Here is a 23,483-nt window from a genome sequence, read left to right on the forward strand (position 1 = left end):
CGCTCCTGCTATGCTTAAAGGTAAACCTCTTACCCGCTAGCAGGAGCTGAATCATGCAATACGATACGTTAGGACACACCGGCCTTCGGGTCTCTCGTCTTTGTTTGGGCTGTATGACGTTTGGCGAGCCGGATCGGGGTAAACATGCCTGGACGCTACCGGAAGACAGCAGCCGCCCGATTATTCAGCGCGCGCTGGAAGGCGGCATCAACTTTTTCGACACCGCCAACAGTTACTCTGACGGCAGCAGCGAAGAGATTGTTGGCCGCGCGCTGCGCGACTTCGCCCGCCGCGAGGACGTGGTGGTCGCCACCAAGGTCTACCATCAGGTTGGCGATCTTGAAGAAGGTCTCTCCCGCGCGCAAATTCTCCGCTCGATAGACGACAGTCTCCGCCGCCTCGGCATGGAGTACGTCGACCTGCTGCAAATCCACCGCTGGGACTACCGTACCCCAATTGAAGAGACGCTTTCAGCGCTGGACGAGGTGGTGAAATCCGGTAAAGCGCGCTTTATTGGCGCGTCTTCCATGCATGCCCGTCAGTTCGCCCACGCGCTGGCGCTACAGAAGGCCAACGGCTGGGCGCCATTTGTCACCATGCAGGATCACTACAACCTGATTTACCGGGAAGAAGAGCGCGATATGCTGCCGCTGTGCGCGCAGGAAGGCGTGGCGGTGATCCCATGGAGCCCGCTGGCGCGCGGACGCCTGACGCGACCGTGGGGTGAAACCACCGCACGGCTGGTGTCCGATGAGTTTGGTAAAAGCCTTTATAGCACTACCGAAGAGAACGATGAGCAGATTGCCGGTGAACTGGAACGCGTGGCCGAAGAGGTCGAGGCTAGCCGGGCGCAAACGGCGCTGGCGTGGCTGTTGAGCAAACCGGGCGTAGCGGCGCCGATTATCGGCGCATCGCGCGAGGATCAGTTGGATGAATTGTTGAACGCGGTAGATATTACGCTGACGCCAGAACAGATTGCGTCGATGGAAGCGCCGTATCAGCCGCATCCGGTGGTCGGGTTTAAGTAAGGTGCAAGGATACCCCTCACCCTAACCCTCTCCCCAAAGGGGCGAGGGGACTGTACGGTGCTGGTTTTTGACTATACCCAGCCGCACTGACTCGGTTTTCACCCTCTCCCTTCCAGGGAGAGGGCCGGGGTGAGGGTTAACGCCTCACAGGACGTGATGTCCCACCACATACAATATCGCGGCCGAAATGACCCCGGCGACGATGTCGTCGATCATAATCCCCATCCCGCCGTGGACGTTACGGTCAAACCAGCGGATCGGCCAGGGTTTCCACATATCAAAAATACGGAATACCACGAACCCCGCCAGCACCCATTGCCAGGTCATAGCCGGGATCGCCATCAGGGTAATCCACATCCCGATAAACTCATCCCACACGATACTGCCGTGATCGTGGGTGCCCATATCCCGCGCCGTGCGGCGGCAAATATAGACCCCAATACAGATACCGAACATCACCACCAGCGAATAAATTTGCAGCGGCAAAAACGTCAGCAGATACCAGAACGGAATGGCGGCAATAGAGCCCATCGTTCCCGGCACGATCGGGCTTAAACCGCTGCCAAAGCCCGTTGCCAGCAGGTGCCACGGGTTGCGCAAGTTCAGGCGGCTTTTTGCGATATCATTCTTAGCCAAAGTGATCGTACCCCTTCCAGTCCAGCGTCACCGCCTTCCCATCTTGTGTGAAATGCATGCCTTCAACATCGGCGCTAATCTGCCCGATGCAGGTAAACGGTGTCCCCAGTTGGCCCAGCGCCACTTCCAGCGCGCCGCGATTCAGCTCCGGCACGGTAAAGCAGAGTTCATAATCTTCACCGCCGGAAAGCGCCCAGCGGCAGGCTTGCTCTGTGGAGACATGGCGCTTCAGCGCTTCAGAATACGGCATGGCATCCAAGTCGATCCGCGCGCCGAGACCGCCGCTTGCCTTAAGGATATGCCCCAAATCGGAAATCAGCCCGTCGGAAAGATCGATTGCTGAACTGGCCAGATCGCGCAGCGCCTGCCCTTGCAGCACGCGCGGCGTTGGGCGCAGGTGACGCTGACGCAGATACGCCGCGTCTTCAGGGTTATCAATCACCAGCTGGTTGAGGATCAGCGCCAGCCCGGCGGCGCTATCGCCCGGCGTGCCGGTGACATAGATCCAGTCGCCCGGCTTCGCGCCCGAGCGCTTCAGCGCCCGGCCAACGGGTACGTAACCGTGAATACCCAGCGTCATTGACAGCGGCCCTTTGGTGGTGTCGCCGCCAATCAGCTGCATATCGTAGTAGCTTAACTGGTCAAACAGGCTGTCGCTGAATGCCTGCAGCCACTCTTCATCAACCGCGGGCAGGGTCAGCGCCAGCGTCAGCCACGCCGGATCCGCGCCCATTGCCGCGAGATCGCTCACGTTCACCGCCAGCGCTTTATAGGCCAGATCGGCCGGGTCGATATCGGGGAGAAAATGGTTGCCCGCCACCAGCGTGTCGGTGCTGATAGCCAGCGTCTGTTTTTCGGGAATATTGAGTAACGCGCAGTCGTCGCCGATTCCGGTGTCGACATCGAGACGGGCGTTTCGTACTCGGTCAAAATAACGGGCAATCAGGGAAAATTCGCCGCATGCCATACGTTATGCCTCAGCAGAAGGATAAAACAAGGCCGGGGGGATGGCGTTAAGCCACCCGCGCACCGGCCTGGAGATTACTTTTTGTGGGGACGAATAGCAGGAGCGGCTTTATCCAGCACGCCGTTGACAAACTTGTGGCTGTCTTCAGCGCCGAAGGTTTTCGCCAGCTCGATGGCTTCGTTGATGGCCACTTTGTACGGCACATCGTCACGTTTTGACAGTTCAAACAGTGCAATACGCAGTACGGCTTTTTCCACCTGGCCCAGCTCGTCGAGCAGACGGGACAGGTATGGCTTCATCAATCCGTCGAGGTACGCGCTGTTAGTCGCCACCCCGGACAGCAGTTCACGGAAGTACAGGACGTCAACGTCTTTCACGTCTTGTTCCGCCAGGAACTGGTATTCAACATCGGCGATGTCGTTCTGGGACAACTGCCAGGAGTAAAGCGCCTGGACGGCACACTCACGGGCGCGGCGACGAGCAGCAGGTTTCACGGATTTCCCCTTACAAAAATCAGGCCTTGATGGCTTTCAATACATTAATCATTTCAAGCGCGGTCAGTGCTGCTTCAGCACCTTTGTTACCGGCTTTTGTGCCAGCGCGTTCGATGGCTTGTTCAATACTTTCGGTGGTCAGAACACCAAAGGCTACCGGGATTTCGCTGTCCTGAGCGACGTGCGCCAGGCCATTGCTTGCCCCGCCAGCAACATATTCGAAGTGAGCAGTACCGCCACGGATAACCGTACCCAGCGCGATCACCGCATCGTATTTACCGGTTTTCGCCAGTGCGCCAGCCGCCAGAGGCAGTTCATAAGCACCTGGAACCCAAACAACGGTGATGTTTTCATCTTTAACCTGACCAATGCGCTTCAGGGCGTCGATAGCACCTTCCAGCAGGCTGTCATTGATAAAGTTGTTGAAACGCGCGATGGTGATGGCGACGCGAGCGTCCGGGGTAGCAACGTTAGCTTCAATAATGTTCATACTGTTCCTTTGGGTTCATTTGCCCCGCAGGGGGGCGGATTTTATCATAATATTCTGGGCGCTGCTTCCTCTAATTCGGAAAGCCTCACGCAGTCGTTAAATGCAGGCAGACATCCGGTCCAACCTGGCGTATCTCGTTGAATTTGAAATGGGGGGCGTCAGCCAGTTTCTCAAGCCCCGGCAGCACACATAATCCGCGCGCATCACTTCCTAACAGTTTAGGCGCGATATAGACGATAAGCTCGTCCACCAGCCCCGCCTGAATCAGCGCGCCGGCAAGCGTTGGCCCCGCCTCCACCCAGATGCTGTTAATCTGCTGTTTGCCCAGTTGCATCATCAGCAGCACCAGATCGAGATGGCCGTTATGCTCCGGCACTTTCAGCGTCTGCACGCCTTCCGGCCAGACGCGGGTATCATCTTCGGTACGTGCAAAGAGCGTTTCGCCCGGCTGATGCACGATGCGATGCTCCGGCGTCACGCGATTGCCGCTATCAATCACAATGCGCAGCGGCTGACGCAGATTTTCCTGCGAGTAGTTCGCCTGTGTTTCTGCGCTCAGTTCGTCCCAGCGCACGGTCAGCGCCGGGTCGTCGGCCAGCACCGTGGCGCTGCTGGTTAAAATAGCGTGGCTTTCGGCGCGCAGGCGCTGCACATCGCGACGCGCCTGTGGCGAGGTGATCCACTGGCTTTCACCGCTGGCCATTGCCGTACGCCCATCGAGCGATGCACCGAGTTTGAGCTGTACGTATGGAAAACCGGTACGCATCCGCTTGAGGAAGCCTTTGTTCAACGCTTCGGCCTCACTCATCATCAGCCCATGGCTGACTTCAATACCCGCCTGCTGTAAACGATACAGGCCGCGCCCCGCAACCTGCGGATTCGGGTCCTGCATAGCGGCAACCACGCGCGAGACACCCGCGGCAATTAACGCATCGCAGCACGGCGGCGTACGACCATGGTGGCTGCACGGTTCCAGCGTTACGTAGGCCGTTGCGCCTTTGGCCTTTTCACCCGCCATGCGCAGCGCGTGCACTTCGGCGTGCGGTTCACCGGCGCGATAGTGAAAACCTTCACCGACGATTTCGCCCTGATTGACAATCACGCAGCCGACGCGTGGGTTGGGATGGGTGGTAAAGCGCCCGCGCGCCGCCAGTTTAAGCGCGCGCGCCATGTACATTTCATCGTGCATAGCTTAGTCCTGTAAGCGGGCGATCTCTTCGCCAAACTCTTTGATATCTTCAAAGCTGCGGTAGACAGAGGCAAAGCGAATATAGGCGACTTTATCCAGCTTTTTCAGCTGTTCCATCACCAGATTACCCAGCAGTTTGCTCGGCACTTCGCGCTCGCCGGTGGCGCGCAGGTGCGATTTAATATGGTTAATCGCCATTTCTACGTCATCGGCGCTCACCGGGCGCTTTTCCAGCGCTCTCAGCATACCGCTGCGCAGTTTGTCTTCATTAAACGGTTCGCGCACGTCATTGCTTTTTACCACGCGCGGCATCACCAGCTCCGCGACCTCAAAGGTCGTGAAGCGTTCGTTGCACACCAGGCATTGCCGACGGCGGCGAACGGAGGAACCTTCTCCCACAAGACGGGAGTCAATCACTTTAGTGTCTACGGCGAAACAGAATGGGCAGTGCATACGACGTCCTGACGATGAGGGTGAGTGTAATGAAATCTATTTTACCCTGAACTGCGAAGACAACAAAGGCGGCATGTTTTTGAGACAATGGATCGATGCCATCAGCTCTATTGCACGCTACCATTGCGTTATCCCGAAGAGAAGGAACAGACAGAATGACAAGACGTTACCTAAGAATTGCCCTGCTGGGAAGCCTCGTCAGCCTGAGCGCCTGCGCGCAGCAGTCAGAAGTGAAACAAATGCATCAAAGCATTAGCGCGCTGAGCAGCGAGATGACGCAGCTTAACAAAGAAACGGTGAAAATCACTCAGCAAAATGCGCTGAACGCCAAATCGACGAAGGGCGCGTATCTGCTGCCGGGGGCCAATACCCCTGCCCGTCTGAATAGCCAGATAGGCACGTTGCGCATGTCATTGCGTAACGTTGCCGCCAACGCTCAAGGGACGGCGCTTACGTTGCGCATCTCCGGTGAGTCCAACGATCCGCTTCCGGCTTTCACCGGCACCGTGGAATGGGGACAGATCCAGGGCACCACCGAGCAGTATCAGGAAGTGAACGTGCAAAATCAGCTGTTCTCCGCCCCGGCCAGCGTGCTGGCGCCAAGCGACGTCGATATTCCGCTGCAGCTTAACGGCGTCACGCCGGACCAGCTGGGCTTTGTCCGCATCCACGACGTTCAGCCCGCCAACGCGCAGTAATCTCGCTAATCGGCACTGTGACATGCGGTGCCGCCCTTCCCCCTATGCTCCCTCTATTGACCACATTTCCTGTATGTAAACAATTGCAATAATTCACCCCATCAGTACAATCGCCGCGTCTAAACTACGCAAACGTGAACGCAATCGATTACGCGTTTGAAAAATGTGTGAAGTGTGACTGATTTTCGTGAGCAAGGATTCATATAATAGGCTCGCAGAAACACGAAACATTTTGAAAAACTTCGGTGATAAAAATCACTCTCTTTCGAATTTTTTTATTAGTGGCATAAATATGAAAAAAACATTACTGGCAGCCGGTGCCGCGCTGGCGCTCTCCGCATCTTTCACTGCTAACGCAGCAGGCGACTCTCAGCCGCAGTATGTCTCTGACTGGTGGCACCAGAGCGTAAACGTGGTAGGCAGCTACCACACCCGCTTCTCTCCGAAGCTGAACAATGACGTCTACCTCGAGTATGAAGCGTTTGCGAAGAAAGATTGGTTAGACTTCTATGGCTACATCGATATTCCGAAGACCTTCGACTGGGGTAACGGTAACGATAAAGGCGTCTGGTCTGACGGTTCCCCGATGTTTATGGAAATCGAACCACGCTTCTCTATTGATAAGCTGACCGGCGCAGACCTGAGCTTCGGCCCGTTCAAAGAGTGGTACTTCGCGAACAACTACATCTACGATATGGGTGACAACAAAGCCAGCCGCCAGAGCACCTGGTATATGGGTCTGGGTACCGATATCGATACCGGCCTGCCGATGGGCCTGTCTCTGAACGTGTATGCGAAATATCAGTGGCAGAACTACGGTGCCGCGAACGAAAACGAGTGGGATGGCTACCGCTTCAAAGTGAAATACTTTGTGCCAATCAGCGATCTGTGGGGCGGTAAGCTGAGCTACATCGGTTTCACCAACTTCGACTGGGGTTCAGATCTCGGCGACGAACCAAACCGCACCAGCAACTCCATCGCCTCCAGCCACATTCTGGCGCTGAACTACGATCACTGGCACTACTCTGTCGTTGCCCGTTACTTCCATAACGGCGGCCAGTGGCAAGGTGGTTCGAAAATGAACTGGGGCGAAGGTGATTTCAACGGTCAATCGACCGGTTGGGGTGGCTACCTGGTTGTGGGTTACAACTTCTAAGTTTTGCCTTACCGCACGGCTATGCTGTGCGGTAAGTTTTTCCACGCACGCTCGTCAATAATATTACTTCGCTTTTATATATCCCTCATAAATACAAAACAAATTAAAATAAATACATTTAATGAATTAAATTCACGCCCTTAATATATAAAAACCACTCAAACGCATATCCGATCACGCTTTTATTCAAACAACATCACCAGCTTGTGATCTATTTATCAATCCACATTAATGCAAATGGGAAAACGTTTTCTCTCTCCATATACTAAGCCCGTCCACAAATACGGAAAGAGCATGACCATAACGCATAACGACAGAAAAAAACTCACGATTAAAGATATTGCTCACGCTGCCGGAGTGAGTATTAGCACCGTATCGAAAGTAATAAACAGCACAGGTTCAATCAGTCACATAACAAAAGAAAGAGTTTTATCCGTTATTAATGAATTCGATTACAGGCCTAATGAAATTGCACGCGCGCTGCATCAAAAGAAAACATATACCATCGGCTTGTTATCAACAGATGATTACGGACGTTTCAGCTTACCTGTTTTAAAGGGTATTGAGAATGCCTTACTTGAAGCGCAGATTTCGGTATTTCTTTGTAACGCCAGCGGTTCGCCTCAGGAATTAAAGCGACACGTTGATTTACTGCTGGCAAAGCGCGTCGACGGTATTATCGTCACCGCAGCCAAAACGGATACCCGCGATCCGCTGCCGTTAAAGAAACACGATACGCCGGTGGTGTATGTCTATACCAACGTCGACGATGACAACGAACTCTGCGTTCTGCCTGACGATTTCGGCGCTGGCGCTCTGGCCTGTCGTCATTTAATCGAGCAGGGCAGCCAGAATATCGTGCAGATCGCCGGTCCGGCATATTATCTGGCGGTGCAGCAGCGTCATGAGGGCTACCGCCAGGAGATGAGCAAAGAGGGGTTGATCGTCAGAGCGCCTGAATATGGTTCCTGGACATCAGCACATGGTTATCGTGCAATGCAATCTATTCTTGCACGGTACCCTGAAATTGACGGTGTTATTGCTGGCAATGATTTAATTGGACACGGTGTTTTACAGGCGCTCTATGAATATGGGAAATCAGTTCCTGATAATGTCGCCGTGATCGGCTTTGATAACTGGCAGGTTATTACCGAATTATGTCGCCCGAAACTAAGCAGTATTGATTTTTGCCTGACGGAATTAGGCCGCGTCGCTGGCCAATGCTTAATAAAGAAAATAGATGGACACGATCTCAGGGGGAAAATTGCCGTCCCCTGTTTTTTACAACGCGGAGAATCAAGTTGTCGTTATTCTCAAAATTAATAAGAATGAGGTGTTTATGTTGTCTAAATTTATACATACCACCGTGGCTGCCTGTATTATATCCACATCACTCAGTGGATTAGCGCAAGCCAGAGAGACCATTACCTTCTGGGGCCGCTCGAATCAAACATCACTGGAACTGCTGGTTGATGCTTACAACAAGTCGCAGGATAAAGTTGACATTAAGCTAAATATGATTCCCGGCGAGTCGATGATGACCAAGCTCAGCGCTTCTATTGCCGCCGACAGCTCACCAGACCTTGTTTCACTCGATGTCTCCTTTCTTCCCCAGCTTAATGGCGCGGAACAGCTCACTGACCTCACCGACATTCTTGGCAATCGAGATTACGTGAAGCAGCTTAGCGGTTCGCTGAAAACCATCGGGGTTTATAAAGAGCGGCTGTATGGCATTCCTTTCTCTGCTGAATCATCACTTCTGTTTTATAACAAAAAGATTTTCCGCCTCGCCGGACTGGATCCGGAAAGACCGCCAGAAACGCTACAGGAATTACGCGAATACGCCGAAAAAATCACCCAGTTAGGCGACGGATACTACGGCTTTGCTATTCCCGGCACCTGCTCCGGTTGCCTGGCCTTTACATTCCTCCCTTATATGTGGGCCAACGGTGGAGACCTGTTTGCCAAAGAAGGCGCCGAATCGATTGTCATTTCCGAGAGTAATAAAAGGACGCTGGCATTCTTCCACCAGATGTACAAAGACGGCTTAATGTCCCCACTCTCCAAAGCAGACAGTTCACTTAACGACGGATTTGCCACAGGCAAAATCGGCATGGTTGGCACTGGCGCGTTTACCTTTAAGGTTTTCAACGATAACTATCCCAACCTTGAATACGGCGTAGGCTACTACCCTGGAGAGAAAAAAGGCGATTGGGCCTCGTTCGCGGGCGGCGACGCGCTGGCGATTCCGCTGGGCAGCAAACACCAGAAGGAGGCCATCGCCTTTATCGACTGGGCGATGTCAAAAGAGACCCAGATTGAGCTACTGGCGAAGAATGGCTTTGTTCCCACCCGCATCGATGCCAGCGATAACCGCTACAATCGCGAGGACAGCCGTTTCCTGCTAGCGACAAAAGCCCTGGCAAAAGGCCGCTCCGTCTACCTCCCCGCATTTAACGAAGCCATTAGCGCTCCCAGCAGTCCTTTTCTGACCTTAATACAGAAATCGGTATTCGAGGGGGATATTGATAACGCCCTTAAAACGGCCGATCAGAAGTTTAAGCAGATTATTAAGATGTCGCAGGAATAATCTAAATCAATACCTTATGCCCTAAATCCCGTTGGAAATATCTCTACGGGATTTATGTAAGCGCTTACATCACTAACATCATGAGGTGTTTATGGTTTCGAGAAAAATTGTTTCCACCGTTTCAATATGCGCTTTCAGCATCATGTTTAGCTGCGCGCTTCAGGCCAAAGAAGTGGTTAATTTTTGGGGCCGCAGTGAGCAATCATCGCTGCCCATGCTGGTCAATGAGTTTAATAAATCCCAGGATAAGATCACGGTAAAACTGAATGAAATTCCGAATATTCAGATGCTGACAAAACTGAGCGCAGCGGTCGCCGTGAACAATCCCCCCGACCTGGTAGCAATTGATCTGGTCTACTTTCCAGAACTTAACCGCTCCGAGCAACTCATCGATCTCACGGATAAAATCGGCACGATGGATTACGTGAGCCAGTTGAGCGACGCGCTAAAGGCCATCGGCAGCTACAACGGTAAATTTTACGCCGTCCCTTTTGCAGCGGAATCCTCCCTGCTTTTTTATAACAAGACGCTTTTCCGCGAAGCCGGATTAGATCCCAATCGTCCACCAGAAACGCTGGGAGAACTGCGCGAATATTCAGAAAAAATCCGTGCGCTGGGCAAAGATTATTATGGCTTCGCCATTCCAGGAACCAGCTCCGGCGGACTCGCCTTTACCTTCACCCCCTACTTTTGGGCAAACGGCGGGGATATTATTTCTGCCGATGGTAAAAAGTCCGTGGTCAACTCTGAAAACAATAAACGAACGCTCACCTTCTTCCACAATTTGTACAAAGATGGGCTCATGTCGCCGCTCTCCCGCACCGACTCCGCACTTAACGACGCGTTCAGTTCAGGAAAAGTGGCGATGGTGGGCTCCGGCGCTTTTACCTTTAAAGTCTTTAAAGATAATTACCCCAACCTCGACTATGGCGTCACCTATTTCCCTGGCGAGGAAAAAGGCAATTGGGCCTCCTTTACCGGCGGCGATGCTTTTGCTCTACCGGTGGGAAGCAAGCATCAACAGGCCGCTATCGATTTCATTAACTGGACGCTATCCAAACAGACGCAAATTGAGTTGATGGCAAAGAACGGCTACGTGCCCACGCGTATGGACGCCAGCGATAACCCCTATAGCCAGCAGGACCCCAAATATCTTCTGGCCAACAAAGCGCTGGCAAAAGGGCATACCCCTTTTCTGGTCCCCTACAATGAGACCTTCAATGCCATCAATAGTCCTTATCTAACCATGATCCAGAAAGCCGTTTTTGAAGGGAAAATTGATGAAGCCCTGAAAACAGCGGATCAGAAAATGAATCAGATTATAAAAATGTCGGAAGAGTAAGCGTGCTTACTGTCTGAATGAATACATTAATGAAACATTCTGCCGTAATGGCGGTTGGCAGAATGTTGACTGAGGCATCTGGAATGTTTGCTAAAACTCAACAACCGCAAGTGCAGTTTACTCACCAGACAGCATTGCCGGTATTCAGGAAAAATAACCGAAAGGGATATTTAGGTTTTTTATTCATCCTCCCCGTACTGGTCATTGTGGTGTTCTTTTTCATTACACCATTAATCATGACCGCATGGATGTCATTTTTTAAATGGCCGATGTTTGGCAAAACAAAATTCATTGGATGGATTAATTACACAAATATTCTCCAGGATGATGTCTTCTGGCACGCCCTGAAGTTTACGTTTATCTATGCGATCATTATGACTCCGCTTATTTTCATCTTTTCGATGATTCTCGCCTCGCTGGTAAAAGATAGTCATAAACCGGGCGTTTCCCTCTTTCGCAGCGTCTATTTTTTACCCACGGTCATTGGATTTGGCACAGCCAGTATTTTGTGGAAGTGGCTGCTGGATGTTCGCTTTGGCCTACTCAACCACCTTGCTGTCTCATTGCACCTGGTTGATTCGCCAATTATGTATCAGGACTCACTAAGCCAGGGCTTTATGGTCGTCGTGAGCATGGTGCTCTGGAAGACGCTGGGCTTCAATATGATCCTGCTACTGGTTGGCCTACAGGGCATCAGCAAAGATATCTACCAGGCTGCACAGGTCGACGGCGCCGTTGGCTGGCGACGGTTACGCTATATCACCCTGCCGTTAATGCGGCGGACCTTTATGCTGACGCTGATTCTCTCCGTCTCCGGATCGCTGCTGGCTTTTGATCAGTTCTACATCATCACTAACGGCGGGCCAATGGATCAAACCATAACCAGCGTGTTCTACATCTATAACAACTCATTTATTAATGGCCGCCTGGGCTACGGCGCTGCGCTCTCCATTATTCAGCTGTTTATTCTGATGGTGATTAGTGTTCTGCAAATCTGGTTATTACGCGACAAAGAAGGACGGGCATAGAATGAACGGGGATGTCGTCTTATACATCAAGAGAAAACAAAACGGGCTGGTGACGTTTCTCTTTTACGCTATTCACGGCTGTTTACTTATCGTCTTTCTCTATCCGCTGCTGTGCGTTGCGCTGGCGTCACTAAAACCCGCAGCCGATTTAGTATTGATGCCGCCCAAGTGGTGGCCCTCAATTTTCACGCTTGATAACTTCAATAAGATGTTATTTTCTAATGACAATATGTCCCGGGCGATTATGCTATCGGGTATTGTCTCATTTCTGACGGTTATCGGTACGGTCATTCTGTCGACGCTGGCCGGGTATGGTTTTTCCCGATTTACCTTCCGGGGGAAAAATGTTTTCTTTGTACTGATCTTATTAACCATGATGATTCCCTCGCAGCCAATCCTGACGCCGCTGTTTATCATCATTACCAAAATGGGTCTGCAAAATAATATTTTCGGTCTGGTATTGGTCTATATCACCTTCCAGCTACCGTTCAGTATCTTTATGATGCGTAACACGTTTGACAGCATCCCAAAAGAAATTGATGAAGCCGCAGAGCTGGACGGTTGCTCGCCGTTAAAAATTCTCTTTCGGGTCATGCCGCGGATGGTTTCACCGGGGATTGTTACCGTTATCGTGACAACCTTTATTGCCGCATGGAATGAATTTCTCGTCGCGCTAATATTTATGACCGACTCCGATAATTACACCATGCCCATTTTATTGCTGATGACCAGCGCTGGTAAATACGGCACCGTCGATTGGGGATTACTCCAATCCTGTACCGTATTTGCGATGCTGCCGTGCATTCTTATTTTTCTGTTTCTACAAAAACATTATGTCAGTGGTTTAACCAGCGGTGCGACGAAAGGTTAATGGCTCACGCCCTCTACTTTAAAAGGATATTTCGCATGAAGTTAAGTACTGTCTCAGCTATTCCGGGCACGCTATCATTTATCCCTCCCGGAAAAATCCTTCCTCAAGGCTGGCTGAAGCGCCAGCTGACGCTTCAGGCCCAAGGGCTATCCGGGCAACTGGAGGATATCTGGCCGGATGTCGGCGCGAACAGCGGCTGGCTTGGCGGCAGCGGTGAAAGCTGGGAACGCGGGCCCTACTACCTCGATGGCTTGCTGCCGCTCGCCTATTGCCTGCAGGATCGGTCGCTGATCGAACAGAGCCAGAAATGGGTAGAGTGGATGCTGAATAGCCAGGATAACGACGGCTGGTTTGGCCCACAAAACAACGTCGACTGGTGGCCGAGAATGGTGGCGCTGAAGGTACTAACCCAGTACGCCGACGCCACTGGTGACGCTCGCGTACTGCCCTTTATCCAGCGCTATTGCCACTATCAACTTCGGCATTTGCCCACACGTCCCCTGAGCGACTGGGGCAAAGCGCGCGCCGCCGACAATGTGCTGTCAGTGCTGTGGGCGTGGAAACAGCTACCAGAAGATGACTTGCTCCCTCAGCTGGCGAAAGTGTTGTTAGCACAAGGGGATAACTGGCCTGATTTTATTCTCCATCGGCTTCCTACCGGCCCGGTGACCTACTTCTCTCACCTCACTCATGTGGTTAACGTCGCCATGGGGATGAAATATTCCGCCATGCAGGACGACACACAGCAGCAGCGTCTGCGCCTGGAGGAAATTAAGCGCTGCTTCGCCGAGCTGGACATCTATCACGGCCAGCCGCAGGGAATATTTTCCGGTGATGAATTTCTGGCGGGCTCGGCCCCGGAGCAGGGTGTTGAGCTTTGCGCTATCGTTGAACTGATGTTCTCGCTGGAAAATATGCTGCGCATTTATGGTGATGCGCAACTGGCCGAACGGCTGGAGCGTGTCGCTTTCAACGCCCTTCCAGCTGGCGTCAGCGCCGATATGATGTCGCATCAGTACCACCAGCAACCTAACCAGATTGCTGCCAGCATCGCGCCCCGTAACTGGACCTACAGCGGCGATGACTGCAACATCTTCGGCCTGGAGCCGAACTTTGGCTGCTGCACCGCTAACTTCCATCAGGGCTGGCCAAAATTTTGCAATAGCCTGTTTATGCAGGATGAAGCGAACAACCTCGCCAGTATGGTCTACGCACCTTGCCGCGTCACTACCGACGCATGGGACGTCTGCGTGCAGACCGACTATCCGTTCAACACCGATCTAATCTTTACCGTAAATCATGCGCCGACGGGCGACAAAACGCTGTGGCTACGTATTCCCCAATGGAGTACCGGCTCAGCCATTACGGTAAACGGCGCCCCCCTGAGCTATAGCGATGGCAAAGGCTATTTTGCGCTCACCCGTGAATGGCGGGCCGGTGATGTTGTCACCCTGACCTTTGAACGCCAGGTTCGCACGGAAAGACGTATTCATAACGCCGTTAGCGTTTACTACGGCCCGCTGCTGATGGCGCTGACGCCCGGTGAAATCTGGCGGCCTATCCCTGGCGGCTCGCCCAGCGGCGACTGGGAATTGCAGCCGAAGAAAGAGTGGAACTATGCGCTGGATATTCATCCTCATCAGGGCGTCGTCGTCCGTGAACTACAGCTTCATGCTTCCGGAGAGCAGCCGTTCGCGCTGGAGTCCGCGCCGATTAAGCTTCGCCTTAGCGCTTACCGTTTGCCGACATGGAAGGTCGTCGATAATTCCGCAGGGCCGATGCCCAACAGCCCGGCGCACGCCGCCCTGAGCGTGCAGTCCTCGGTGCTGCTGGTTCCATACGGCTGCGCGCGGTTGCGTATCGCGCAGTTTCCGTGGCTGGACGGCCGTGAAAAACAGACTGACGTAGCGTAAGGACAAAACCATGGCAACAATAAGATTGGAGTCCGTCTACAAAGCCTATTCGGCAAAACAGGTAGTCATCAATAACATCAATCTGACCATCCAACAGGGCGAATTCTGCGTCATTGTTGGACCTTCCGGCTGCGGAAAATCCACGCTGTTGAGGATGATCGCCGGGCTGGAAGAGATCTCCGCCGGTGAGTTATACATCGACGATAAACGCATGACCGAAGTGCCCTCTTCTGAACGAGGCATCGCCATGGTATTCCAGAACTATGCGCTCTACCCGCATATGACGGTGGAAGAAAACATGGGCTTCGCGTTAAAAATGGCGAAGATGCCGGAAGACGAGGTGAAACGCCAGGTCGCGGCGGCGGCGAAATCACTGCAACTGGAAGCGCTCCTGACTCGCCGTCCCGCCGCGCTTTCCGGCGGACAACGCCAGCGCGTAGCGATTGGCCGCGCTATTGTCCGCAAGCCCGGCGCCTTCCTGTTTGACGAACCGCTCTCCAACCTTGACGCCGGGCTACGCGCGCAAATGCGTCTCGAAATTGGCCGTCTGCACCGCGATTTTGAAAATGTCGCCACGGTCTACGTCACCCATGACCAGATTGAAGCCATGACCCTGGCGGACAAAATCGTGCTGCTCAACAGCGGTGATAGCGTAAACCGGTACGGTAGCGTCGCACAGATTGGCTCGCCAATGGAGCTCTACGAACAGCCGAGAAACAAGTTTACCGCCAGCTTTATCGGCTCACCGCAGATGAATTTTTTAGCGGCCCAGGTCGTCAAAATTCGCGCAGACTCGGTGAGTGTCAGGCTGGAAAGCGGAGAAATACTGGCTATTAACGTTGACGGCGCACAGCTTTCAGTCAGTGAAAACGTCACGGTCGGTATCCGTCCGGAGCATCTGCTGCTGGCAGACGGCAATGAGGAGAATCTCCTGCAACGCCGTATCCAGTTTATCGAGCAGCTCGGCGATGCGACCTGTCTTTATCTGGAGGGCGAACTGACCTGTAAACTCAATGGGTACCATCATCACCCTCGCGGCAGCATGATTCATTTGCAGCTGCCAGCACACCGCTGCCACTTGTTCGATCGCCATGAACAGGCATGTCCACGCCTGCCCTCACAGGGAACAACTCAGCCATGAATATTGAAAATCGGGAGTTTATTCAGCAATGTTGCGAGCAGGTGCGCCAGCAGATGGGCAGCAACACCATTGCAGCAACGCTCAGGCATGCCCTGACGAACACGCTTGATACCACGCTACAGCGCGGCGATCGCGGCGTATTTGTCATCACTGGCGATATTCCGGCGATGTGGCTGCGGGACTCCGCCTGCCAGATGCGCCCCTACCTGCTTTTCTGTCAGCAACATCCGGAACTGCAGGCAATGATTGCTGGCGTAATCCAGCAACAGATGCACTTTATTACTCTCGATCCTTATGCCAACGCCTTCAATCGCTATCCGGACTCAACGGGCCATCAGAGCGATCTAACCCACATGCAGCCGCAGATCTGGGAACGTAAATACGAGGTAGACTCGCTGTGTTATCCGCTACAGCTTGCATGGCTATTCTGGAAAATCACCGGGATAACAAGCTACTTTACGGACACCTTTACCCGCGCCTGCTCGCTGGTTCTCAATCAATGGGAAATCGAGCAGCACCATCATAGCCGCTCCCCCTACCGCTTTGAGCGCCCACACCCGCCGGCCCCAACGGACACTCTGGGCTATGAAGGAAAAGGCGCGCCGGTCAGCTATACCGGCATGACCTGGTCCGGTTTTCGCCCCAGTGACGATGCTTGCGACTGGGGGTATCTGGTGCCCGCTAATTTTTTCGCCTCGGTCGTGCTGGGTTACCTGGCGGAGATTGCACGCGAAGTACTGAACAATCGCCGCCTCGAACGTCGGGCCACCGCGTTGAAATCAGCCATTGAGGAGGGGATAGAAAAACACGCGGTCGTTCGTCATCCTGATTATGGTGAAATCTATTGCTATGAAACGGACGGCGCCGGGCATTACCTGTTGATGGACGATGCGAACGTGCCTTCCCTGCTTTCACTGCCGCTGCTGGGCGCGATCGCCAACGATCATCCGCGCTATCTGAATACCCGCCGGTTTATTCTCAGCGGCGATAACCCCTATTTTCATCGCGGACGTTTCGCACAGGGTGTTGGCAGCCCACACACGCCTTCAGGATTCATCTGGCCGATTGCGCTGGCGGTACAGGGGCTCACCGCACGCGATCCGGCGGAAAAACTCGCCATGATCCAGATGATGACGGCAACCGACGCGGGGAGCGGATTAATGCATGAATCGTTCGATCCCGACAATCCCGCTCGCTTTACCCGACCCTGGTTCTCATGGGCCAATGCCATGTTCTGCGAACTGGTGCTGGACTACTGCGGCCTGTCTGTAAGCAAACTGATTGCCAACAAGGAATAGTCTATGCCTGTTATTGTTAAAAATCCTCTGGTTGACGGCTGGTATGCCGACCCGGAAATTCGCTTCTATGAAAATCAGTACTGGATTTACGTCACTCGTTCCATCACCGACTATCAGATGCAGCGCAACATTGACGCCTTTTCCTCCCCCGATCTCGTTCACTGGCAAAAGCATGAAGGCATCATCCAGATGGACGATTTTCCGTGGATCTGGCGCGCGGTCTGGGCACCGACGATCGTCGAAAAAGACGGAAAGTATTTCTTAATATTCGCCTCAAACGACATCCAAAGTGATGAAGAGGAAGGAGGGCTTGAAATCGCCGTCGCCGATACTCCGGCAGGCCCGTTCCGCGCGTTACTGGAAAAGCCGTTAGTCGGCCGTTTTATTCATGGCGCACAGCCCATCGACGCCCATCTCTTTACCGATGACGATGGCAAAATTTATCTCTACTACGGAGGCTGGCGGCACTGTAACGTTGCGCAGATGAATTCGCAAATGAACGGCTTCATCCCCTTTGATAACGGCGAGATGTTCCGCGAAATCATTATTCCTGGTTACGTTGAAGCCCCCTGTATGATTAAGCGTCGCGGGCGCTACCATTTTATGTGGTCAGAAGGTAACTGGACGGACGGCAGCTATCGAGTCGTCACCGCCGATAGCGATTCTCCCTTTACCTTTAATGGCCCGAAAAGAACTATCCTTGCGGCGCAGGCTCTGGCAGACGGTCCGGGCCACCATAGCTGTATTGCGCTTAATGATAATGATGAATGGCTCATTGCCTACCATCGACGCATTCCTGGAGACAGTGAGGCCGGCCATCGAATGTTATGCCTGGATAAAATGGTTTTTGAAGAGGACCAGATACAGCCAGTGCTGATGACCGAAGCAATGTCTCTTTAAATTCGCAAAAAAGGCCAGAGGTCACCCTCTGGCCCGTTTCGGGCGCATGCTGCCATGCAGCGGTGAGTCGCGCCCACTACGCATTACTTCCTGTTATGCCACCAGCCTAAAAACAGGCTTGTTGCAATACCGACCAGCGTTGGTGCTGCCAGGTCATGCCAGAAAGCCATACTCAACTCCGTGAGCGTCATCGTGCCGCCTTGGTTGCAATGGCAACGGTTCGCGGCTATCCTCAACTTGTCTAGGGTCAAGTTAGCCCCCGTTATGTTGCCGGTGTATACCGAACAATGTGCGGGGGTTTTCTCTTTCCAGCGACAAGGCCACCGGGGATCAAGCCCCCGCAACATTGCGCCTCACCGGGTGACCCCGGCTTGTCGCTGATTCTACGCCTCTCGCTGTTATCCGCATGACTTTAAAACGAAAAAATCCCGACCTTGCGATCGGGATTCCAGTGACGATGTATGCGTTACAGCGCGCGGCGCTTATTTCTTTTTATTCAGCATCGCTTTCAGGTCAGCAAACGGGTTATAGGTCGCCTCGCCGACGTCTTTCTGTGCATCTTCACCGGCCACCACCGTCGAACCGTACTGATCCGCCTCGGTATATTTTGAGTGCTCGTGATCGTGGCAGAACAGGCACAATAGCTCCCAGTTGCTACCGTCTTCCGGGTTATTGGTATGGTCGTGATCCATATGATGGACCGTCAGTTCACGCAGGTTGGAGTAGACGAACTCACGCGAGCAACGCCCGCAGACCCACGGAAACAGTTTCAGCGCTTTTTCACGGTAGCCGCTTTCCAGCCGCACGTAGTTTTTAGGGATGATAGCCATAATAACCCGGTATGTAGTAATAAAAGTAAGGGAATGTCCCAGTCTAAAGGCGCAATAAAAAAGCCGCAACACCCTACGGCGTTACGGCTTTTATCAGCACCTGACAGCGTCAGCTTACGGCAGAATGGACGGCTGATCCGCCCCTTCCTTCTCAACCTTCTGCTGCAACATGTGCTCGCGCTTCATACCCAGCTTCAGCGCCAGCGCCGATGCCACGTAGATAGACGAAGCGGTACCGATGGAGACACCGATCAGCATCGTCAACGAGAAGCCTTCCAGTACCGGACCACCGAAGAGGTACAGCATCAGAATAACCACTAACGTCGTACCGGAGGTAATCAACGTACGGTGCAGCGTCTGGGTCAGCGACACGTTAAAGATTTCGTAAGGCGTCCCGCGACGAATTTTGCGGAAGTTTTCACGAATACGGTCCGATACCACGATACTATCGTTGAGCGAGTAACCGATGACCGACATCAACGACGCGACGATCGTCAGGTCAATCTCGATATGGAACAACGACAGGATCCCTAAGGTGATGATCACGTCGTGCGCCAGCGCGATAACCACGCCCGCCGCCAGTCGCCACTCAAAGCGGAAACCGACGTACACCAGGATGGAGATCAGCGCCACCAGCAGCGCCATCGCACCGGTTTGCGCCAAATCGGCCCCCACGCTTGGCCCCACGAATTCGATACGTTTCACGGCGGCGTTCTGGTTGGTGGATTCGTTAATCACACTCAGCACCTTACTACCCAGCACCTGCCCGCCGTCTGCGCCTTCAGTCGGCGGCATACGTACCATAATGTCGTGGCTGCTGCCGAAGTTCTGCAGCAGCGGGTCAACAAAGCCCGCTTTCTCCAGCGCATCGCGCATCACGTCCATATCCGCCGGTTTTTCCAGCGTAATCTCAATGACCGTACCACCGGTGAAATCGAGACCCCAGTTAAACCCGCGTACGCCCATCACGATGATGGCCGCAATCAGCAGGAAACCCGAGATGCCGAAAGCCCAGAAGTCCCAGCGCATAAAGTCATAGACTTTACGGCCGTGGTTCAATTGTTCAACAGTATATTCCTGTGCCACAACGCACTCCTCAGATTGACAGCTTGTTGATGCGTTTGCCGCCATACAACAGGTTTACGATGGCACGCGTACCGACAATCGCGGTAAACATCGACGTCGCTACACCGATACCGGTAGTAATTGCGAACCCTTTAATGGCCCCGGTACCGACGGCATACAGGATCAGGACTTTAATCAGCGTCGTAATGTTCGCATCAAAGATGGAGCTAAACGCGCCGGCATAGCCTTCGTTGATCGCCTGCTGCACCGAACGCCCGTTGCTCAACTCTTCTTTGATACGTTCGTTGATCAGAACGTTCGCATCGACCGCCACCGCAAGGGTTAACACAATCCCCGCAATCCCCGGCATACTTAACGTCGCGCCCGGAAGCAGCGACATAATGCCGACAATCAGCACCAGGTTTGCAATCAGCGCGCTGGTCGCAATCAGGCCGAACTTCTTATAGAAGAAGATCATGAACAGGATAGACACCACCAGACCGGCCAGACACGCTTCCAGGCCCTGCTTGATGTTCTGCATACCCAAGGTTGGACCAATGGTACGTTCTTCGACGATCTGAATTGGCGCAATCAACGCACCCGCGCGCAGCAGCAGCGACAGCTGACGTGCTTCGTTCGGGTTGCCAATACCGGTAATACGGAAGCTGTTACCCAGACGAGACTGGATATTGGCGATGTTAATCACCTCTTCCTGTTTCACCAGCACCGCACGACCGTTCGCGTCTTTCTTACCGCTGTCTTTGTACTCCACAAACAGGGTCGCCATCGGCTTGCCGATATTGTCCTTGGTGAAGTTAGACATGATGTTGCCACCCGCGCTATCCAGCGAGATGTTCACCTGCGGCTGGTTGTATTCATCCTGGCTGGAAGTGGAGTCGGTGATATGGTCACCGGTCAAAATCACACGTTTGTACAGCACAACCGGCTGACCTTCACGCGTGTTTTTCACCTCAGAGTCGCCAGGAATACGGCCAGAAGCGGCGGCAGCCTGATCGACGTTGGTGTTCACCAGACGGAATTCCAGGGTCGCCGTCGCGCCGAGAATTTCTTTCGCGCGAGCGGTATCCTGGATACCCGGCAGCTCAACCACGATGCGGTCTGCGCCCTGGCGTTGAACCACCGGCTCAGCCACGCCCAGTTGGTTAACACGGTTACGCAGAATGTTGATGTTCTGCTGAACCGCATATTCGCGTGCTTCACTCAGACGTGCGTCGGTCATAACCGCGCGCAGCGCCGTGCTGCCCTGACTGGTGATAACCATATCGCGGTGACGCGGGGTCAGATAAGCGATAGCCTGATCGCGCGCGTTAGCATCGCGGAACGTGATGCTCAGACCATAGTTATCTTCTTTGCGTACGTTGGAATACGGAATGTTTTTCTCACGCAGATCGCTGCGCAGACTGTCGATATTTTGTTCCTGCAATTTGCCCAACGCGGTGTCCATATCCACTTCCATCAGGAAGTGAACGCCGCCACGCAGGTCAAGACCGAGCTTCATTGGCTCTGCTTTAATCGCAGCCAGCCAGCGCGGTGTTGCCGGAGCAAGGTTTAGCGCCACGACATATTTGTCACCCAGCACGCCCATCAGCGCTTCACGCGCGCGCAGCTGGATGTCGGTGGTGTCGAAGCGCGCAAGAATAGCGCCCTCTTCCAGTGCCACAGACTTAGCGGTGATTTTTTCTTCTTGTAACGTTTTCTGGACCTGGATCAGCGTTTGCTCACTGGCGGCGACGCCGCGCACGCCAGTGATTTGAACGGCCGGATCCTCACCATACAGGTTGGGAAGCGCATACAGCAGACCGACGACAATCACGACGATCAGCATGACATACTTCCACAAAGGATAACGGTTTAACACGGCAGTTCCCTTTGGGAAAACGGAATATTACAGCGCCTTCATGGTGCCTTTCGGCAGAACGGCAGCTACGAAGTCACGTTTGATAACCACTTCAGTGGTGTCGTTCAGCGCGATAGCAATGTAGCCAGTTTCCGCTACTTTGGTTACACGACCGACCAGGCCACCGTTGGTCAGGACTTCATCGCCTTTTGCGATGGAGTTCATCAGGTTCTTGTGCTCTTTGGTGCGCTTTTGCTGTGGACGCAGGATCATGAAGTAGAAAATCAGACCAAATACCACCAGCATCAGAATCAGAGACATCGGGCTGCCCTGCGCCGGAGCACCTGTTGCCGCTACCGCATCAGAAATAAAAAAGCTCATTAAATTTCCCTCATTATTAAAATTAATCAACGTTCAAAGGTGGAACGGGTCGCCCCTGACGTTGGTAAAAATCGGTCACGAAGCTCTCTAATTTACCCTCTTCAATAGCCTTGCGTAAACCAGCCATTAAGCGCTGATAGTAGCGAAGATTATGAATGGTATTGAGGCGCGCGCCCAATATTTCGTTGCAACGGTCAAGATGATGCAAGTATGCACGCGAATAATTGCGACAGGTGTAGCAATCACACTCAGCGTCGAGCGGGCTCGTGTCGCTTTTATGCTTAGCATTGCGGATTTTTACCACGCCGTCGGTCACGAACAGATGACCATTACGGGCGTTACGCGTTGGCATAACGCAGTCAAACATGTCGATACCACGACGTACGCCTTCAACCAGATCTTCCGGTTTGCCAACGCCCATCAGGTAGCGCGGTTTGTCAGCAGGGATCTGCGGGCAAACGTGCTCCAGGATGCGGTGCATGTCTTCCTTCGGCTCACCGACCGCCAAACCGCCGACAGCGTAGCCATCAAAGCCTATCTCTACCAGACCTTTAACAGAGATATCGCGTAAATCTTCGTAAACGCTACCCTGAATGATGCCAAACAGCGCATTTTTATTACCGAGGCCATCAAAGCGGTCGCGGCTACGTTTTGCCCAGCGCAGCGACATCTCCATGGAGCGCTTCGCGTAGTCCCAGTCCGCCGGGTACGGCGTACATTCGTCGAAGATCATCACGATGTCGGATCCGAGATCGTACTGAATCTCCATGGATTTTTCCGGATCGAGGAAAATCGGATCGCCGTTGATCGGGTTGCGGAAGTGTACGCCCTGCTCGGTGATCTTACGGATATCGCCCAGGCTGAAGACCTGGAAACCGCCGGAATCGGTGAGGATCGGCCCTTTCCACTGCATGAAATCGTGCAGGTCGCCGTGCAGCTTCATGATTTCCTGACCCGGGCGCAGCCACAGGTGGAACGTGTTGCCGAGAATAATCTGCGCGCCGGTGGCTTCAACTTCTTCCGGCGTCATGCCTTTCACGGTGCCATAGGTACCGACAGGCATAAAAGCTGGCGTTTCCACTACGCCACGATCGAAAACCAGGCGGCCGCGGCGAGCGCGACCGTCTGTGGTGTCCAGTTCAAATTTCATCTTAA

The 23,483-nt window shown here is 53.4% G+C and carries 24 protein-coding genes; 12 read left to right on the forward strand and 12 right to left on the reverse strand.

The features are described 5' to 3' along the window. Positions 1-53 precede the first annotated feature (53 nt). Positions 54-1,028, forward strand: coding sequence for an aldo/keto reductase (locus GY169_RS18060; RefSeq protein WP_167576508.1), 975 nt, complete (start codon positions 54-56; stop codon positions 1,026-1,028). 144 nt (positions 1,029-1,172) lie between these two features. Here the strand turns inward: GY169_RS18060 and pgpA are convergent, their stop codons facing one another. The 6 genes from pgpA to nrdR form a co-directional block, all read right to left on the reverse strand. Continuing rightward, the gene (gene pgpA / locus GY169_RS18065) at positions 1,173-1,664 is read right to left on the reverse strand and encodes a phosphatidylglycerophosphatase A (RefSeq protein ID WP_223804031.1); all 492 of its coding nucleotides are present in this window, start codon (positions 1,662-1,664) and stop codon (positions 1,173-1,175) included. Beyond that, entirely contained in the window at positions 1,657-2,631 is a 975-nt protein-coding gene (thiL, locus tag GY169_RS18070; protein WP_167576510.1) for a thiamine-phosphate kinase, read from the reverse strand. Before thiL ends, pgpA begins: the two co-directional genes overlap by 8 nt. Before the next feature lie 74 nt (positions 2,632-2,705). Next, positions 2,706-3,125, reverse strand: coding sequence for a transcription antitermination factor NusB (gene nusB, locus GY169_RS18075; RefSeq protein WP_064547866.1), 420 nt, complete (start codon positions 3,123-3,125; stop codon positions 2,706-2,708). Between the two features lie 19 nt (positions 3,126-3,144). Beyond that, a complete protein-coding gene (gene ribE / locus GY169_RS18080; protein WP_001021161.1) occupies positions 3,145-3,615 on the reverse strand; it encodes a 6,7-dimethyl-8-ribityllumazine synthase in 471 nt (156 codons plus the stop codon). Positions 3,616-3,700: 85 nt separating this feature from the next. Beyond that, positions 3,701-4,804 (reverse strand): bifunctional diaminohydroxyphosphoribosylaminopyrimidine deaminase/5-amino-6-(5-phosphoribosylamino)uracil reductase RibD, encoded by a 1,104-nt coding sequence (ribD, locus tag GY169_RS18085; protein WP_167576512.1) that lies wholly within the window; start codon positions 4,802-4,804, stop codon positions 3,701-3,703. A gap of 3 nt (positions 4,805-4,807) precedes the next feature. Then, a complete protein-coding gene (gene nrdR, locus GY169_RS18090) occupies positions 4,808-5,257 on the reverse strand; it encodes a transcriptional regulator NrdR (protein ID WP_061282153.1) in 450 nt (149 codons plus the stop codon). A gap of 155 nt (positions 5,258-5,412) precedes the next feature. On the opposite strand from nrdR, the gene GY169_RS18095 reads away from it, so the two are divergent. The 11 genes from GY169_RS18095 (at position 5,413) to GY169_RS18145 (ending at position 18,194) form a co-directional block, all read left to right on the forward strand. Next, positions 5,413-5,955 carry a DUF3251 domain-containing protein gene (locus tag GY169_RS18095; RefSeq protein ID WP_167576514.1) on the forward strand — a complete coding sequence of 181 codons (543 nt, stop codon included), beginning with the start codon at positions 5,413-5,415 and terminating at the stop codon, positions 5,953-5,955. 292 nt (positions 5,956-6,247) lie between these two features. Then, positions 6,248-7,111, forward strand: coding sequence for a nucleoside-specific channel-forming protein Tsx (locus GY169_RS18100; protein WP_163445906.1), 864 nt, complete (start codon positions 6,248-6,250; stop codon positions 7,109-7,111). 294 nt (positions 7,112-7,405) lie between these two features. Then, positions 7,406-8,434, forward strand: a complete 1,029-nt coding sequence (locus GY169_RS18105; RefSeq protein WP_167576516.1) for a LacI family DNA-binding transcriptional regulator — start codon at positions 7,406-7,408, stop codon at positions 8,432-8,434. 16 nt (positions 8,435-8,450) lie between these two features. Then, entirely contained in the window at positions 8,451-9,701 is a 1,251-nt protein-coding gene (locus GY169_RS18110) for an ABC transporter substrate-binding protein (RefSeq protein ID WP_167576518.1), read from the forward strand. A 91-nt stretch (positions 9,702-9,792) separates the two neighbouring features. Next, positions 9,793-11,043, forward strand: coding sequence for an ABC transporter substrate-binding protein (locus tag GY169_RS18115; protein ID WP_167576519.1), 1,251 nt, complete (start codon positions 9,793-9,795; stop codon positions 11,041-11,043). Positions 11,044-11,312: 269 nt separating this feature from the next. After that, positions 11,313-12,071, forward strand: a complete 759-nt coding sequence (locus GY169_RS18120; RefSeq protein ID WP_223882182.1) for a carbohydrate ABC transporter permease — start codon at positions 11,313-11,315, stop codon at positions 12,069-12,071. A 49-nt stretch (positions 12,072-12,120) separates the two neighbouring features. Then, a complete protein-coding gene (locus tag GY169_RS18125; protein WP_223882115.1) occupies positions 12,121-12,942 on the forward strand; it encodes a carbohydrate ABC transporter permease in 822 nt (273 codons plus the stop codon). A gap of 35 nt (positions 12,943-12,977) precedes the next feature. After that, the gene (locus GY169_RS18130; RefSeq protein ID WP_167576525.1) at positions 12,978-14,855 is read left to right on the forward strand and encodes a beta-L-arabinofuranosidase domain-containing protein; all 1,878 of its coding nucleotides are present in this window, start codon (positions 12,978-12,980) and stop codon (positions 14,853-14,855) included. A 10-nt stretch (positions 14,856-14,865) separates the two neighbouring features. Continuing rightward, complete coding sequence (locus GY169_RS18135) at positions 14,866-15,996, forward strand: ABC transporter ATP-binding protein (RefSeq protein WP_167576527.1); 1,131 nt, start codon at positions 14,866-14,868, stop codon at positions 15,994-15,996. Next, positions 15,993-17,294: a glycoside hydrolase family 125 protein gene (locus GY169_RS18140; protein ID WP_167576529.1), complete on the forward strand. Its 1,302-nt coding sequence runs from the start codon at positions 15,993-15,995 to the stop codon at positions 17,292-17,294. The genes GY169_RS18135 and GY169_RS18140 overlap by 4 nt, the downstream gene beginning before the upstream one ends. A 3-nt stretch (positions 17,295-17,297) precedes the next feature. Further along, positions 17,298-18,194 (forward strand): glycoside hydrolase family 43 protein, encoded by an 897-nt coding sequence (locus tag GY169_RS18145; RefSeq protein WP_163445897.1) that lies wholly within the window; start codon positions 17,298-17,300, stop codon positions 18,192-18,194. Between the two features lie 83 nt (positions 18,195-18,277). On the opposite strand, the gene GY169_RS23565 is transcribed toward GY169_RS18145, so the two are convergent. The 6 genes from GY169_RS23565 to tgt all read right to left on the reverse strand — a co-directional run bounded on the left by GY169_RS23565 (position 18,278) and on the right by tgt (position 23,478). Next, positions 18,278-18,385 (reverse strand): type I toxin-antitoxin system toxin Ldr family protein, encoded by a 108-nt coding sequence (locus GY169_RS23565; RefSeq protein ID WP_163445896.1) that lies wholly within the window; start codon positions 18,383-18,385, stop codon positions 18,278-18,280. A gap of 291 nt (positions 18,386-18,676) precedes the next feature. Continuing rightward, positions 18,677-19,024 carry an HNH nuclease YajD gene (gene yajD / locus GY169_RS18155; protein WP_035895149.1) on the reverse strand — a complete coding sequence of 116 codons (348 nt, stop codon included), beginning with the start codon at positions 19,022-19,024 and terminating at the stop codon, positions 18,677-18,679. A 114-nt stretch (positions 19,025-19,138) separates the two neighbouring features. Beyond that, complete coding sequence (gene secF, locus GY169_RS18160; protein WP_064547857.1) at positions 19,139-20,110, reverse strand: protein translocase subunit SecF; 972 nt, start codon at positions 20,108-20,110, stop codon at positions 19,139-19,141. Between the two features lie 10 nt (positions 20,111-20,120). Continuing rightward, entirely contained in the window at positions 20,121-21,968 is a 1,848-nt protein-coding gene (gene secD, locus GY169_RS18165) for a protein translocase subunit SecD (protein WP_074398825.1), read from the reverse strand. Positions 21,969-21,995: 27 nt separating this feature from the next. Continuing rightward, positions 21,996-22,328: a preprotein translocase subunit YajC gene (gene yajC, locus GY169_RS18170; RefSeq protein ID WP_002890398.1), complete on the reverse strand. Its 333-nt coding sequence runs from the start codon at positions 22,326-22,328 to the stop codon at positions 21,996-21,998. 22 nt (positions 22,329-22,350) lie between these two features. Then, positions 22,351-23,478: a tRNA guanosine(34) transglycosylase Tgt gene (gene tgt / locus GY169_RS18175; RefSeq protein WP_012133574.1), complete on the reverse strand. Its 1,128-nt coding sequence runs from the start codon at positions 23,476-23,478 to the stop codon at positions 22,351-22,353. Positions 23,479-23,483 lie beyond the last annotated feature (5 nt).

The organism is Kluyvera genomosp. 3, assembly GCF_011765685.1.
GTDB classification, from domain to species: Bacteria; Pseudomonadota; Gammaproteobacteria; order Enterobacterales; family Enterobacteriaceae; genus Kluyvera; species Kluyvera georgiana_A.

Excerpts from the sequence above, each read along its gene's own strand:
- GY169_RS18060 (WP_167576508.1), top strand. The coding sequence starts at position 54 with ATGCAATACGATACGTTAGGACACACCGGCCTTCGGGTCTCTCGTCTT.
- thiL (WP_167576510.1), bottom strand. The coding sequence starts at position 2,631 with ATGGCATGCGGCGAATTTTCCCTGATTGCCCGTTATTTTGACCGAGTA.
- ribE (WP_001021161.1), bottom strand. The coding sequence starts at position 3,615 with ATGAACATTATTGAAGCTAACGTTGCTACCCCGGACGCTCGCGTCGCC.
- ribD (WP_167576512.1), bottom strand. The coding sequence starts at position 4,804 with ATGCACGATGAAATGTACATGGCGCGCGCGCTTAAACTGGCGGCGCGC.
- nrdR (WP_061282153.1), bottom strand. The coding sequence starts at position 5,257 with ATGCACTGCCCATTCTGTTTCGCCGTAGACACTAAAGTGATTGACTCC.
- GY169_RS18095 (WP_167576514.1), top strand. The coding sequence starts at position 5,413 with ATGACAAGACGTTACCTAAGAATTGCCCTGCTGGGAAGCCTCGTCAGC.
- GY169_RS18100 (WP_163445906.1), top strand. The coding sequence starts at position 6,248 with ATGAAAAAAACATTACTGGCAGCCGGTGCCGCGCTGGCGCTCTCCGCA.
- GY169_RS18105 (WP_167576516.1), top strand. The coding sequence starts at position 7,406 with ATGACCATAACGCATAACGACAGAAAAAAACTCACGATTAAAGATATT.
- GY169_RS18110 (WP_167576518.1), top strand. The coding sequence starts at position 8,451 with ATGTTGTCTAAATTTATACATACCACCGTGGCTGCCTGTATTATATCC.
- GY169_RS18115 (WP_167576519.1), top strand. The coding sequence starts at position 9,793 with ATGGTTTCGAGAAAAATTGTTTCCACCGTTTCAATATGCGCTTTCAGC.
- GY169_RS18120 (WP_223882182.1), top strand. The coding sequence starts at position 11,313 with ATGTTTGGCAAAACAAAATTCATTGGATGGATTAATTACACAAATATT.
- GY169_RS18130 (WP_167576525.1), top strand. The coding sequence starts at position 12,978 with ATGAAGTTAAGTACTGTCTCAGCTATTCCGGGCACGCTATCATTTATC.
- GY169_RS18135 (WP_167576527.1), top strand. The coding sequence starts at position 14,866 with ATGGCAACAATAAGATTGGAGTCCGTCTACAAAGCCTATTCGGCAAAA.
- GY169_RS18140 (WP_167576529.1), top strand. The coding sequence starts at position 15,993 with ATGAATATTGAAAATCGGGAGTTTATTCAGCAATGTTGCGAGCAGGTG.
- GY169_RS18145 (WP_163445897.1), top strand. The coding sequence starts at position 17,298 with ATGCCTGTTATTGTTAAAAATCCTCTGGTTGACGGCTGGTATGCCGAC.
- GY169_RS23565 (WP_163445896.1), bottom strand. The coding sequence starts at position 18,385 with ATGACGCTCACGGAGTTGAGTATGGCTTTCTGGCATGACCTGGCAGCA.
- yajD (WP_035895149.1), bottom strand. The coding sequence starts at position 19,024 with ATGGCTATCATCCCTAAAAACTACGTGCGGCTGGAAAGCGGCTACCGT.
- yajC (WP_002890398.1), bottom strand. The coding sequence starts at position 22,328 with ATGAGCTTTTTTATTTCTGATGCGGTAGCGGCAACAGGTGCTCCGGCG.
- tgt (WP_012133574.1), bottom strand. The coding sequence starts at position 23,478 with ATGAAATTTGAACTGGACACCACAGACGGTCGCGCTCGCCGCGGCCGC.